Consider the following 13,867-nt stretch of genomic DNA (forward strand, 5'->3'; position numbering starts at 1 on the left):
GGATTTTTATTAATTCGTGCGCTCGCGCTGGCTAACGGTCGGCCATTTCTTCGCTGTCGGGGGAGTACGGGTCCAGCAATGACACGACGACCTTGCGCTCGCCTTCGAATGGGTTGCGGCCATGCGCGAAGCGCATGTTGTCGACCAGCAGGACGTCGCCTCGTTGCCATGGAAACGTGATGGCGCATTCGCGGAATGCGTTGCGGATCTGCTCGATGTCGGCGAGATCGAAGGGACTCCCGTCGCCATAGAAAGCGTTGCGCGGAATTCGGTCATTGCCGAACAGGCTGACGATCGAACTGGCGAGCGATGCTTCCAGGTTCGAGATATGAAACAGATGTGCCTGATTGAAGAACACCCTGTCGCGGGTTACCGGATGGTAAGCCACACCCTGGTTGATCTGTGCGGTGCGTAACGTGTCGTCGTCGAGCCATTCGAGCTCGATGCCGTTGTCTGCGCAGAAGGCCGCAACCTGGCTGCGGTCGGAGGTCTGAAAGACGGTTTCCCACGGAATGTCGACGTGCCGCCGGTAGTGCCTGACATAGCGGACCTGTTTCGCCTCGAAGTTCTCCAGGATGCGCGGTCCGATCCTGCGGCTCACCTCGCGCATGTCGGCAATCGGCGTTTCGCCGCCGATCGCGGCCGGAGTAAGGCAACAGAATGCCACGCTCAGCGGCCAGCTTCGTTGATACGCGTTTTCGCAATGAAGTGCGATTGTCTCGCTCGGCGGATACTCGGTTGCGGTGAATATGCCATTGCCGATCGAGGTGCGCGGAGTGGAACGATAGACGTAGTCGGACTTATGGGCCGAAATCGCGTCGGCAAACGCTTCGAAGCCGCCCACGGATGACACGTCGAAGCCACGAAACAGGAGCGCGCCATGTTCGAGAAGCCGGGATTCCAGCTCCACCCGGTTGTCGTTCACCGCCAGCACGATATCGCGCCCGTTCGACGCAGGCTCCAGCAGCCACGGAGAACTCCCGTCGGCAAGCAGCTTGCGTTCCGTCATGCCCAGCATGGTCAATAGTCCTTTTCCGAACGTGGATCACGGCGAAACCCGAACCGGTCGGTCTGCATGGTCGCGCCGCGGTCGGCTATGCACGGCAGGCGGTTTCCACCGCATGCTCGAAGCGATTGAGAATCTCGTGGATATCCGCTTCCGAAACGATCAGCGGCGGCAGGAACCTGAGTACCGCGCCGTTGCGGCCGCCGGTTTCGATGACGAGTCCGTTTCGCAGGCAGTTCAGCTTGATGGCTTTTGCCCGTTCCGCATGGGTCGGGCCTGTTTGGCCATGTGGGCCGGGTATGACGACTTCAACGCCGATCATCAGGCCGCGGCCGCGTATCTGGCCCAGACAGGGGAAGCGTTCGGCAACCGCTTCGAGGCCGGCAACCAGTAGTTTTCCGACTCTGTCAGCGTGCGCCGACAGACCGTCTCGTTCGACGATGCGCATGGTCGACAAGCCGGCCACCATCGCAATCTGGTTGCCTCGAAAGGTGCCGGCGTGTGCGCCGGGCGGCCAGGTATCGAGGCGCTTGTCATAGACCACCACCGATAATGGATAGCCGCCGCCGAATGCCTTCGACAACACCAGTACGTCCGGCTGGATGCCGGAATGTTCGATCGCGAACAGCGCGCCGGTTCGACCGAGTCCGGTCTGCACTTCATCGACGATCAACGGGATTTCATGCCGCAGCGTCAGGTTGCGCAACTCGATCAACCAGGCGTCGGAAGCGGGGATGCAACCCCCTTCGCCTTGCACGACTTCGACAATGATTGCCGCCGGTTTCGTTATCCCGCTCTCGGGATCGGACAGGACGGTCCGAATATAGTTGATGCTGAGTTGATCGGTCGCCGAGCCATCGGTGCCGAACGGGCAGCGAAAAGCATAGGGATAAGGCAGGAAATGAACGTCGCGTCCATTGCCGCCGGCCGATTTCGGCGTGAGATTTCCCGACACGGCGAGTGCGCCGGCCGTCATGCCGTGGTAGGCGCCGTGGAACGCCATGATCGTCGAGCGGCCCGTATGGTGCCTGGTCAGCTTGATAGCCGCTTCGACGCCATCCGCCCCACTGGGACTGCAAAACTGGATCTTGCCGGATTCGGCGATATTGTTGGGCAAGAGCGAGAAAAGCTGCTCGACGAACGCGTGCTTTGCCGGCGTCGCCAGGTCGAGTGCCTGTTGCATTTGATCGGACGACAGAAACCGCATGACGGCTTCATTGACTTCCGGGTGATTATGTCCGAGCGCGAGCGTACCTGCATTTGACAGACAGTCGATGTATTCCTGCCCCTCGGAGTCGCGTAAGCGTATGCCTTTGGCATGGGTGAACAGCCGTGGGAAAGATGTCGCGTAGGTTCGCGCCTTCGATTCGACATGCTTCAGATACTCAAGTTTTTCCATGCGCGGAGATCCGGCTTGCGAGGCGGATTGATGGACACTGGCATCGCTTCATCCTGGCCAATGGCGTAACGGTACGGCCTGATTGGAGCATGTAGTCCATATCGCGTCTGTCACGTAAAAATGGGACACGGGCGATGCAACGTCACTACGTCATGCCATCGCATCCCGATCGTCGAAGCGTGGTTTCCGGACGCGGCGTCAAGCCGGCATGGTCGCGCGAAAATAGTCGATGGTCCGCCGGAGCCCCGCTTCGAGCCCGACCGTCGGCTCCCAGTCGAGGTGGGCGCGTGCGAGGCCGATATCGGGGCAACGTTGTGTCGGATCATCCGTCGGCAGCGGACGGAATACGAGCCGCGACTTCGAGCCCGTCAGGCGCAAAATGATCTGCGCAAGTTCGCTGACCGCGATCTCGTGCGGATTGCCGAGATTGATCGGGCCGGTGAGGTCCGCGGGCGTGGCCATCATCCGGATCAAACCGTCGACCATATCGTCGACATAGCAGAACGCCCGGGTCTGGCTGCCGTCGCCATACAGCGTGATGTCCTCGCCGCGCAGCGCCTGCACGACGAAGTTGGAAACCACGCGGCCGTCATTGGGATGCATGCGCGGCCCGTACGTGTTGAAGATGCGTACCACCTTGATTCGCACGTTTTGCTGGCGGTGATAATCGAAGAACAGGGTCTCCGCGCAACGTTTTCCTTCGTCGTAGCAGGCGCGCGGCCCGAGCGGGTTGACGTTGCCCCGGTAACTCTCCGGTTGCGGATGCACATCGGGGTCGCCGTACACTTCGCTTGTCGAGGTTTGCAGAACGCGTGCGTGCGTGCGCTTGGCGAGCCCCAGCATGTTGATCGCGCCCATCACACTGGTCTTGGTGGTCTGCACGGGATCGAATTGATAGTGGATTGGCGAAGCCGGACAGGCGAGGTTGTAAATCTCGTCGACCTCGACGTACAACGGAAAGGTCACGTCGTGGCGCAGCGCCTCGAAGCTCGGGTTGCCGAGCAGCGCAGCCACGTTCTGCTTCGTGCCGGTGAAATAGTTGTCGACGCACAATACGTCGTGACCGAGTTCGACCAGACGCTCGCAAAGATGCGAACCGAGGAAACCCGCGCCACCTGTTACGAGGATTCGCTTTCGATTACGTTGCACAATTGCACTCCATGTATCGCGCGCAAGGAAGCGACGCGCGGCCTCCAGGCATGCTTGACCGGCCCGCGGCTCCGGCATGGAAGCCGATAGGGCGCGCGAGCCTCTTCATTCGACACGGCACCGGCCGGCACGCCGATCGCGAGGATCGGCCCGTCATGCCTGCAGTGCGCTCAACGCAACGTGTTCCGCGCGCTGCAGGCGCGCCGCGATGATGCCGGCCATCGCCCGCATTTCGCTTCTCATAAAGAAATGATCTCCTTCGATGACGTGAAAATCGAACTGCCCGGTCGTCTCGGCGCCCCAGCCTGCAACGGAATCAACGGGGACCTGTTCGTCTGCGCGGCCCGCGAATGCGGTGATGTCCACCGCCAGCCTGCGCCCGGGCACGGGCCGGTAGTTTTCGATCATCGTGAAATCCGCACGCAGCGCCGGCATCAGCAGCGCCATCAGTTCGCTGTTGTCCAGCACCGGCTTCGGCGTGCCGCCCATCTCGTGCAGTGCATCGAGGAAGGCGCGGTCGTTCAGCGCCTGCATGCGTCGAACAGGCCGCTCCTTGCCCGGTGCGGCGCGCCCGCTCACGAACAGATGCCGCAGGTTCGGTTGCGCCTGGGCGGGAAGCCGCAGCGCCAGTTCGACGGCAATAGCCGCGCCCATGCTGTGTCCGAGCAGCGCGAAGGGACGATCGAAGCAGTTGTCCAAGTCGAGCAGCAACGCGTCGATCAGCGTCGACATGTCTCGTACGGCAGGCTCGGACAGGCGGCTGCCTCGGCCTGCAAGTTCATGACGGCGCACTTCGATGCCGGGCAACAAGGCTTGCAGACCACGATAAACGGCGGCCGAGCCGCCCGCATAGGGGAAACAGATCAGACGCATGCGAGCGGGTACTCGATCAGCTCGCTTGCTACTGGCGCACAGGAGATCGCGCTGCGGAAATTCACGTGTTCGGCGTTTTTCACCATTAAAGTTCCGGTCATGATTGCCATGGCGATGCATCGGCAATCTTCACTGGGAGAGAAACGGGCGCGACAGCCAGGTGCGCCGTGGTTCACACGCCAATAGCCGGTTCGTCATCGCGGTACAAAGGCAGTGCGTGAAGCACACCGGAAGTCATGGAAGCATTGAGCCGCTTCGTGAACATTCAAGATGCGCGCCGCTCGGATTCGGAATACGCCCGATCCGGTTTGGCATGAGTTAAACATGAGGCCGCGTGGATGTATGTCGTAGGAAAAGGGGACGCGCGTAGTCGAAAATGTCGTCCCCTGATTTCACACCTAAATTAAGGTTGGTTTTGTTGCGTTTTTTTCCTCGTTTTAAGCATTACGCAGTATCGAAGGTCTGCGCCTGGCAAATTGACACGCAAGCACATGCGCGGGCTGGTGCGGCCATAACGAATTTCGACGCACGATTGCCGCCCCATCAATCCGAGTAAAAAACTCTAACAAAATGAGTGTTTGGGGGCTGTTAACCCGCCGCGCGTTTTGTTAACCTCTTCGTTGTTTCGCTGACGAGGAGGCCATGGCCAAACCGATACTCGATGACGAACTGTGGTCGCTGATCCAACCGCTGCTGCCTCCACCGAAGCCACGCCGTACGCGATACCCGGGCCGCAAGCCGCTCGACGATCGCGCCGTGCTGACCGGCATCCTGTTCGTGCTGCAATCCGGTATTCCCTGGGAAATGCTTCCGCAGGAAATGGGCTGCGGCTCGGGCATGAGCTGCTGGCGCATGCACCAGGCCATGGGGACGGAGCGATATGTGGTGGGGTCGAAGCCCGCGATCACATGTTGAAGCGTAGGGCACGGCATAGGTTCCAGGCGGGAGGGCGGCCAAATATCGACCTACTTCACGTCCCGGGCCACGCGAAACCCGTTCGCCGAAAAACGTACGCTGCTGTCGTATTTGAAGCGTGTCGAGACCGGCATGTAGGCCGCACCATCACGCCACGAGCCGCCGCGTATGACGCGTACCTGGCAATTCGGCTCGTCCCACGAGCGGCCGTCGGCAGGTGCATTCTTGTACGAGGTGTGCCAGCAATCGCTGACCCATTCCCACACGCCACCGGCCATGTCGTAGAAGCCGAGCGGATTGGCCGCGAACGTGCCGACGTTATCCGGTGCATCGGCACGCCACGGTGGACCGCAGTCCTTGCAGTTCGCGTTGCCCGTGCGCATCTCGTTGCCCCACCAATAGCGCGTTGCGGTGCCGCCGCGCGCCGCGAATTCCCATTCGGCCTCGGTCGGCAGTCGGTAAGGCTTGCCGCTTATTTTCGACAGCCATTTCACGTACTGTTGCGCATCGTCCCAACTCAGGTCGCGCGCAGGCGCGTTCGCTACCGTATTGCTTTCGCTGGGCAGGCGCGGACAGGCGCCCGCATCACGGCACGCGTTCCATTGCGCGACCGTCACCACATACTTCGCCATTGCGAAGGAATGATCGAGCGTCACGCGATGCGCAGGTTTTTCCGACGGATCGCCAGAATTGCTACCCATTGCGAACGTCCCTGGACCGACCGCCAGCATCACGGGGCATGCAGGGCAATCCCGGATTTCATTGGCGGCCGTCGCGCCACCTTTCTGCGGTGGTGCCGATGGGTTCGCCACCGCAGCGGGAGGCGGTGCCTTCGGCGGTGATCCAGGCGTGTGCGCAGGTTGCGCCGCCGTCGATGCCGGCGCCGGAACGGGGGCGGGGGCCGGCGTGGGGCTCGCCGTCCGTGCGGGCGCGGACGCCGCGGGCACCTTGGGCGCGGCCGCGCGCAGTCGTGCGAGACGGGCCTGCGCCAATTGCGCGAAGCGGCCGTTCGGGTAAGTCTTCAGATAGGCCTCGTAATCGCCGGCCTCCTTGCTGTCCTTGATCGACTCCCAGAACGCAATTTCGTACTGTTCGGCGCTGTCCTTGGGCATCACGCCCCGGCTATCGGGCGTGACGACGCCGACATCGGCCAACACGTCGGATCGTTGCGCCGTACCGCCGCCGGCATGCACCACGCCGGTTCCTGCACGACGCGACCCGGTGAACGCAAACGTCGCTGCCCCATCGGAAAGGGAAGACGCGATCCAGGGCATCTGCCGATGCCCGGTGGCGCTCGCAACCATCGCGCCGGCACGGTCAAGGACCTGTTCGATACCGAGTCCCGGCATCGCGAGCGCCTGCAACAGCGCCGCCGTATAGACACCATGCGTTGCACCGTCGGCGGCGCCTTCGCCAGGCGCTGCCGCATAGGCGACGAGCGTATGCGGCGGTGGCTTTCGGGCCGATACGTTGCCGGCACCGGGAGGTGCGATCAGGCAGGAATCCAGAATGATCAGATCAAAGCGGTCGCCGTGCGGCCGCGACGTCGCATCGAACACGGTCTGCAGGTCGATACCCGTTCGCGACAGGCCGGCCGGAGAACCGACGTCGGCGTCGACCGGCGCGAGCCAGGTCGTTCCGCCCGCGCTGGCGCCGTGGCCCGCGAAATAGACCAGCCCGGTGCCACTGGCCGCGATGCGGCGCTCGAAGGTGGCAAGCCCGTCGAGCATTTGCTGCCGGGTCGCGTTGCGCAACGTGATGACATCGAAGCCGAGCGCCTGCAGCGCATCGCCCATCGCATCGGCATCGCGGACGGGATTGGCGAGCGGGTGGTCGCGATATGCGCCGTTGCCGATCACGAGCGCGACGCGATGCGGTTCAATTGACGGTGCACGCGCGGAAGCTGCCGGCGGTCCTGCAAAAGGATGCATGTCCTCGCCGGAGCAGGGGCCCGAGGCCACCGAGATCGACGCAAACAGGCATGCGGGCAAGAGTATTCGCCACATATTCGGCCCCCCAGGGTGCGCCGTCGGACGAGGTGCCGAAGGCGGAGCGCAGCCGTTGCCGGGTGTCCTGTCGCGGCGAGCGCAATGCCGACGTGCGGCGGGCACTGGCAGGACACATTCAAGATAGCACGTGCGCTCGGCGGCGATCTCCGGATCCACCCGCGTGTTTTGCAAAAAACAGGCATACGCGGACACGCATCGCGGTCGGCCCATTCCCCCGGGACATCGTTATGTGTCTTCCTGTCGATTACGTCCTAAGCTGTTAGACACGCTCCACTGTCCGACGCCGCGCGCCGCCACCAACGCGAGGAGCAATACGATGCGAAGAAGGGCTACGTTGTTGGCTTTGGCCGCCACCGTCCTGGCGCCGAGGATCGCGTTTGCCGCCGGGCGTACGTCTTCGCCGCCCGGCGCCGAGGTATACATCATCTGGCCGTCGGACGGTGCGACGATCACGGGCGGCAAGTTCTGGGTGCGCATGGGCCTGCGCAACATGGGCATCTGCCCGAAAGGCATCGAGCGGCCCAACGTGGGCCATCATCATCTGCTCATCGATACCGATCTCCCGCCGCTGGACCAGCCGATACCGTCGGACCGGAATCATCTCCATTACGGTGCCGGTCAAACCGAGGCGCGCATCGAGCTTCCTCCCGGCAAGCACACGCTGCAGTTGCTGATGGGCGACCACGACCACGTGCCGCACGATCCGCCGGTGTACTCGAAGAAGATCACGATCACGGTCAAGTAGCGCGCCATGCCGCGCCTGCCGCACGAACCGGGAATTGCCGCCATGAACAAGCTCATCCTCTTCGCCGTTGCCTTGACGCTGCTATGGACAGGGTCGACGACCGCGGAGACCAGCACGCATCCCCCGAAGGCCATCGTCTACATCGGATGGCCCAACGATGGCCAGGTTCTGCCGGCGGGACGTCCGTTCCGGGTGTGGTTCGGCTTGCGCGACATGGGTGTCGCGCCGTCGCATGTGCCGTTTCCGAACACGGGCCACCATCACCTGCTGGTCGATACGGACCTGCCGCCGATGGACCAGCCGATTCCGTCCGACCGGAATCACCTGCATTTCGGCGCGGGCGAAACCGAAACCACGCTGGAGCTTCCTCCGGGCAAGCACACGCTGCAACTCCTGATGGGCGACGCCAACCACGTGCCGCAAAATCCCCCCATCTACTCGAAGAAAATCACGATCAACGTGAAGTGACGTCGCGCGCACCGAGCCACGGACGCGTGGCGTGCGCGTGCGCGAGCGGGCGCGCTCCAGACGGCAACGCTGGGCAACGCTGCCGCCCATCGCGCGAGCACACGTGTCTGTGCATTCCCGACATCATGGGCCGGAACTGTCGGCGGCGACCCGCCATGCTTCCTTGAGCCGGGTGTCGCGCACCGATCGCCGGCACCCCTGTCTTCGTCGCTCGAACCCGCGCCGACAAGCCACCCGGCGAGATTTCCGCTGATCCTGCGCACGGCTGGCACGCCCCATGCGGTATGAGACGCGAGCGTGCCACGCAGCGGCATCAACACCAACACATCCACCCGATCCCGCATCGTCGCCGCGTTCCTCCCAAGGAGCCGATCGTGAACATCCACCTGTCGCCGACTGCCACGCGCAACCGCCGCGGTCTCACGCGGTCGCTGGCCCGCATCGCCGGTTGCGCCGGCGCATGCGCGGCGTTGCTGTCTGGCTGCATGGACCTGAACATGCCCGTCTACCAGCGCCCGGAGATGCCGGCAAAGACCACCTGGGCGCACGCGCACGGGCCGGTATCCGCATCGGACGCGGTCAATGCCGAATGGTGGAAGCGCTTCGACGATCCGACGCTCGACGCGCTCATCGACAAGGCCATCGCGGGCAACGTCGACATCAAGGTGCTGGCGGCGCGCATCGGTGTGGCCGGCGCACAGGTCGGCGAAGTCCAGGCGGGCGCGCTGCCGAGTGTCGATCTCGGCGCGGGCATGGACTTCGAGAAGAACACGCATCAAGCGCCGTCGAGGACCTACAACCTCGGCAGCCAGGTGAACTGGGAGATCGACATCTGGGGCAAGGTCGAGAAAGGCGTGCAGGCGCAGAAGGCCGAATATCATGCGACCGAGGCCGACTGGCGCGCGGGCTACCTGACGCTCGTCGCCGACGTGTCGAGCACCTATTTCGAGATCCTCCGGTTCGACGACCAGATCGAGCAGGAACAGCGCACGCTCGACAAGAACCGCCAGATCCTCGCGATCTACCAGTCGATGTTTGCGAACGGCGTCGCGCCGCAGACGGAAGTGCTGCGGCAGAGCGCGGAGATCAACGGCCTGGCGAACCAGCTGATCGAACTGCATCGATCGCGCGACACGGCCGAGAACGCACTCGCGACGCTGCTGGGCGTCCCGGCCGGCGAGTTCAGGATGCCTGCCGGCCATCTCCGGCAGCGCGTCAAGCTGCCGGACGTGCCGATGGGACTGCCCGCGCAACTGCTCGCGCGCCGGCCGGATGTCGTGGCCGCGCAGTATCGCGTGCTCGAATCGTATGACGAAGTGGGTGCGGCGAAGCTGGCGCAATTGCCGTCGATCAGCCTGACGGGGCGCGGCGGCACAGCGGCGTTCGCGCTGTCGGATCTCTTCAAGGCTTTCACGTTCAGCTTCCTGCCTAGCATCAACCTGCCGATGTTCGACCCGAGCGTGCACGCGCACATCAAGACGACCGAGGCGCAGACCCGGGTGGCCGAGCAGCAGTACCGGCAGACCGTGTTCACCGCGTTCAAGGAAGTGGAAAACGCGCTCGTCGATCTCGACGCGCACAAGCAGCAGCGCGTGCAGTTGCAGCAGCAGAGTGCGCGTCTGCGCACCGTCGCCGCGCAGGTGGAGGCGCAGCTCAAGGAAGGGCTCGTGTCGCAGCTCGAGGTGCTCGAATCGGAACGCGCGGTGGCATCCGCAGAACTCGCGCTGCTCGCGAATCATCAGCAGATTCTGAGCGACACGGTCACGCTCTACAAGGCAATCGGCGGCGGCTGGCGCGCGGTCGAAATCTCGAATGCAAGCAGCGAGCCGGTCCGGCAAGCGATGCAATGAACACGCCAGCCCTGCGCAGCCGCGCGATCGGTGCCAGCCGATTGACTACCGCAATCCGTCGCCTAAACTTTTTTCACGATCGTGTCGCCGCGTGCCTTGGCGGCGCGGCTTCACACGGGTGGTTCGAAAGCGCGTCGCGTTTCCTGCGCCGCATGCCCATTGGCGGGCGCATGTCGATCGTTGGCCGAATCATGGTTCCAGACGCCGCTTCGATTGCCGAGAAACAAGCCGCGCTCGCCCGGCAGTTCGACATCGTGCTCAAGCCGGTTTCGCATCCGGAGCTGAGCGAGATCCGGATCGACAAGGCGCTGTTCGCAGTCGGGCGGACCAACACGCCGTTCGCGTCCGCGCGGCCCGAACTGGTGGCCGACCTGTCGCGCCGGCATGCGCGCATTTTCTGTGAAGGCAGCGCGGCCTATGTCGCCGATCTCGGCAGCAAGAACGGTACGGCCGTCAACGGTGTCGATGTCGGCGACAAGCCGCACCTGCTGCGCGACGGCGACGAACTGCGCTTCGCCGGCGCGCTGGCGTATCGCGTCGCGTTCGTGCCGCGCGCGACGCATCAGCCGGCGCGGCCGGCCGTCGTCACGCTGTCGCCGGAGCGCGGCGATCTCGGCCTGCAACCGGTCATCATTACCGCCTTCCCGTTCCTCGTGAGCAAGACCGACGACACGTTCGCCTGCTACCGTAACGCGTATCCGCATCAGGTCAACTATCTGTCGCGACGTCATGCGCACATCTACGTGCAGGACGACGACGTCTTCGTGGAAGACCTCGGCAGCACGAACGGCACGTTCGTCGACGGCCGGCGCCTCGATGAGCATGCGGCGCCGCTCGGCGACGGCGCGATGCTCGCGTTCGGCGGCGATCATTTCGTCTATCGCGTCGCGGTGCAGCGCGAGCCGGGGCCGGACTCGACCGTGACGGGCACGTCAGCGCCCGGCGCTGCCGCGAATGCGGTCGCCGCAGACCCCGACCGTACGACCTTCGTCGATACCGCGCATTCGTTCCTCGACATCTTCTGCACGGTGCCGGCCGTTCAGCAGGACGACGAGGTCAACCCGCACGCCGCGCATGGCGCCGCCGAAACCGCGCATGACGCGCGCCACCGGCGCGGCAGGGTCGAAGTCTTCCTGTCGGAGCTGAGCGAGGCGTTCGGCGGTAGCGGGCGCGTCAACCTGCGCCGGCTCGGCTGGTGGAGCGGCGGGTTGCTCGCGGCGGTCGTCCTGCTGTTCGCGACACTGTATTTCCGCGATGCGCCGCTGCGCGAGATGCATGCGTTGCTGGCGCGCGGCGACACCGCGCAGGCGGCGCAACTCGCCGACCGCCATCTCGCGAGCCATCCGGACGACCCGGCGTTCCTCGCGCTCGGTACCGAGGCACTCGTTCGGTCGAAAGTCCCGGACTGGATCGCCGCAATGAACGCGCGCGCGTTCGACCGCGCCCGCGCCGTCGTGCAGGAGATGCGCGCGCTTGCCCGTCATAACGCCGACGCACAGCCGCTCGTCGACGAAGTGGCGTGGATCGGCGAGCTGCAGGCGTTCGTTGCCGGTCGCGGCGGGGCGGAAGCGCCGATCCGCATCTACCGCGACGAAGCGCCGATCAAGGCATTGACCGGCCGCTGGAACGACGACCCGGGCGCGCATCAGCGGCTGCTCGACCGGATTTCGTCATACGTTCCCGCGTTCGGCGCGCTGTATGCCGACGCGCTCAGCCAGTTGCGCAAGCTGCAGAGCGACAACTCCGTCTATGTGGCCGCGCTCGAGCGGTTGCAGCGCGCGATCGCGTCGGCGCTCGACGACGACCGGCTCGACGCGCTCCCGGCGCTGCTCGCCGATGACGAGCAGCGCTATCCGCGCCTCGGCGGCCTCGACGCCGTGCGTGCCGATCTGCAGCAGTACCTGCAGTTCGAGAGCGACGCGCGGGCCGGGCACGGGCCGGCCGTACTGGATCGCCTCAAGCAGTTCCGCTTCGCGACGCCGCAATTCGCCGCACATGTCCCGACGCTGGAACGGCTCGCTTCTTCGGGAGGGCGCGGTGAAGCTCGACAGTCTCCTTAAGCGCGCGCGGCAGGCAACGCCGCCGGAGCCGCCGCGCTCGCTGGGCGAGGCGCTGGAGGATCACAGCGTCGAAGGCATCGCGATCCTGACGGCGCGGCCATGGCGGCTCACGCAGGCGACCATCATCGCGATGGTCGGGCTCGTCGTGTGTGCACTGCTGTGGTCGTTCGCCGGCCGCGCCGATGTGATCGTGACCGCGCAGGGCGCGCTTGCGCCGGAGTCCGAGGTGCGCCGCATCTACGCGCCCGTCGACGGCGAACTGGTGGACATCTATATCGCGGAAGGTCAGCCGGTCGAAAAGAACGACGTCATCGGCCGGATCAACGCGCGCGGCGCGATCGAGGCGGCGACCAACGCGCTCGATGCACGCCTCAAGCTCGACGACGCGGAGCGCGAATGGAAGCAGTTCCCGGACAAGAAGCAGCTGATGGAGCGCAAGGCCGACGCACTGAAGCAACAGATCGAGGTCGAAGAGCACCTGCACCAGAACCGCATTGCCGAAGGCACCAGCAAGCTCGCGCAATCGCAGCGCGCGCAGATCGACGAAGCGCGCAGCAATATCGACAATGCACGCCACGCACTCGATCTCGCGAAGGACGAACAGGACAAGTACGCGCGCCTGTTCGCACTGCCGGGCGGCGGCGGCGTGTCGCAGAGCCAGGTGGAACAGAAGCGCAGCGCGTACCTGCAGGCCCAGGACAGCTACCGCGTCGCGCAGGCGCGGCTCTCGCAGCTCGAGGCGCAGCAGAGCCACGAGTTCGCGCAGGCGAAGGCGCAACTCGAGGGTAGCGGCGAGACGCTGACCGGGCTGCGCATCCAGTACGACGCGACCGTGCGCGACATCGCGAACACCGAAGAGAAGCTGCGACTGCAGGTGCAGACGGCGCGCCTCGCCGCGGATGCCGCCGCGCGGATCCGCTTCGAGAACATCGACAAGGACAATTTCCTGCTCGTGCTGGCGCCCGTCTCCGGCGTGATCACCGACGTGACCACGACGCAGCCCGGCGACAAGATACTCGCCAACACCCCGCTCGGCAGCATCGCGCCGTCCGATGCGCGGCCGGTGGTGAAGGTCGCGATCGCGGAGCAGGACCGCGCGTTCCTGCATGAGGGCTTGCCCGTGAAGCTCAAGTTCAATGCGTTTCCGTATCAGCGCTATGGCGTGATCGACGGCACGCTGGAATACATCTCGCCGGCGACCAAGCCGCAGGCGCAGACGAAGGAACCCGTCTACGAAGGCCGCGTGGCGCTGGTGCGCAACGCGTACACGATTGCCGGCACGACCTACCCGCTGCGCTACGGGATGACGGCCACGGCGGAAATCGTGGTGCGCGAGCGCCGCCTGATCGGGTTCGCGCTGGACCCGTTCAGGCAGATCGCGGGTTGAGGGAGA

At 64.6% G+C, this 13,867-nt stretch carries 10 protein-coding genes and 2 pseudogenes; 6 read left to right on the forward strand and 6 right to left on the reverse strand.

Features of this window, described 5'->3' with window-relative positions:
• Positions 1-31: 31 nt before the first annotated feature.
• The 4 genes from ACPUER_RS11320 to ACPUER_RS11335 all read right to left on the reverse strand — a co-directional run bounded on the left by ACPUER_RS11320 (position 32) and on the right by ACPUER_RS11335 (position 4,547).
• Positions 32-1,018 carry a TauD/TfdA family dioxygenase gene (locus tag ACPUER_RS11320; RefSeq protein ID WP_425131102.1) on the reverse strand — a complete coding sequence of 329 codons (987 nt, stop codon included), beginning with the start codon at positions 1,016-1,018 and terminating at the stop codon, positions 32-34.
• Positions 1,019-1,094: 76 nt separating this feature from the next.
• Positions 1,095-2,405: a diaminobutyrate--2-oxoglutarate transaminase family protein gene (locus tag ACPUER_RS11325; protein ID WP_175962952.1), complete on the reverse strand. Its 1,311-nt coding sequence runs from the start codon at positions 2,403-2,405 to the stop codon at positions 1,095-1,097.
• Between the two features lie 198 nt (positions 2,406-2,603).
• Complete coding sequence (locus tag ACPUER_RS11330) at positions 2,604-3,554, reverse strand: UDP-glucuronic acid decarboxylase family protein (RefSeq protein WP_175962951.1); 951 nt, start codon at positions 3,552-3,554, stop codon at positions 2,604-2,606.
• A gap of 153 nt (positions 3,555-3,707) precedes the next feature.
• A complete protein-coding gene (locus ACPUER_RS11335) occupies positions 3,708-4,547 on the reverse strand; it encodes a thioesterase II family protein (RefSeq protein ID WP_425131103.1) in 840 nt (279 codons plus the stop codon).
• A gap of 522 nt (positions 4,548-5,069) precedes the next feature.
• Here ACPUER_RS11335 and ACPUER_RS11340 point away from each other — a divergent pair.
• Positions 5,070-5,279, forward strand: a pseudogene (locus ACPUER_RS11340) (transposase); the annotation flags it as partial.
• Positions 5,280-5,392: 113 nt separating this feature from the next.
• Here ACPUER_RS11340 and ACPUER_RS11345 read toward each other — a convergent pair.
• On the reverse strand, positions 5,393-6,646 hold the full coding sequence (locus ACPUER_RS11345; RefSeq protein WP_425131129.1) for a formylglycine-generating enzyme family protein: 1,254 nt from the start codon (positions 6,644-6,646) through the stop codon (positions 5,393-5,395).
• 3 nt (positions 6,647-6,649) lie between these two features.
• Positions 6,650-7,561 (reverse strand): annotated as a pseudogene (locus tag ACPUER_RS11350) (caspase family protein); the annotation flags it as partial.
• 106 nt (positions 7,562-7,667) lie between these two features.
• On the opposite strand from ACPUER_RS11350, the gene ACPUER_RS11355 reads away from it, so the two are divergent.
• The 5 genes from ACPUER_RS11355 (at position 7,668) to ACPUER_RS11375 (ending at position 13,861) form a co-directional block, all read left to right on the forward strand.
• Positions 7,668-8,096 (forward strand): DUF4399 domain-containing protein, encoded by a 429-nt coding sequence (locus ACPUER_RS11355; RefSeq protein WP_175962949.1) that lies wholly within the window; start codon positions 7,668-7,670, stop codon positions 8,094-8,096.
• Positions 8,097-8,138: 42 nt separating this feature from the next.
• On the forward strand, positions 8,139-8,564 hold the full coding sequence (locus tag ACPUER_RS11360) for a DUF4399 domain-containing protein (protein ID WP_124629207.1): 426 nt from the start codon (positions 8,139-8,141) through the stop codon (positions 8,562-8,564).
• A gap of 284 nt (positions 8,565-8,848) precedes the next feature.
• Complete coding sequence (locus tag ACPUER_RS11365) at positions 8,849-10,414, forward strand: efflux transporter outer membrane subunit (protein WP_425131104.1); 1,566 nt, start codon at positions 8,849-8,851, stop codon at positions 10,412-10,414.
• Between the two features lie 191 nt (positions 10,415-10,605).
• The gene (locus ACPUER_RS11370) at positions 10,606-12,474 is read left to right on the forward strand and encodes an FHA domain-containing protein (protein ID WP_425131105.1); all 1,869 of its coding nucleotides are present in this window, start codon (positions 10,606-10,608) and stop codon (positions 12,472-12,474) included.
• Positions 12,452-13,861, forward strand: a complete 1,410-nt coding sequence (locus ACPUER_RS11375; RefSeq protein WP_175962947.1) for an HlyD family efflux transporter periplasmic adaptor subunit — start codon at positions 12,452-12,454, stop codon at positions 13,859-13,861. Before ACPUER_RS11370 ends, ACPUER_RS11375 begins: the two co-directional genes overlap by 23 nt.
• The last annotated feature ends 6 nt before the right edge of the window (positions 13,862-13,867 follow it).

Source organism: Burkholderia sp. DN3021 (assembly GCF_049805555.1).
Lineage (GTDB): Bacteria > Pseudomonadota > Gammaproteobacteria > Burkholderiales > Burkholderiaceae > Burkholderia > Burkholderia pyrrocinia_C.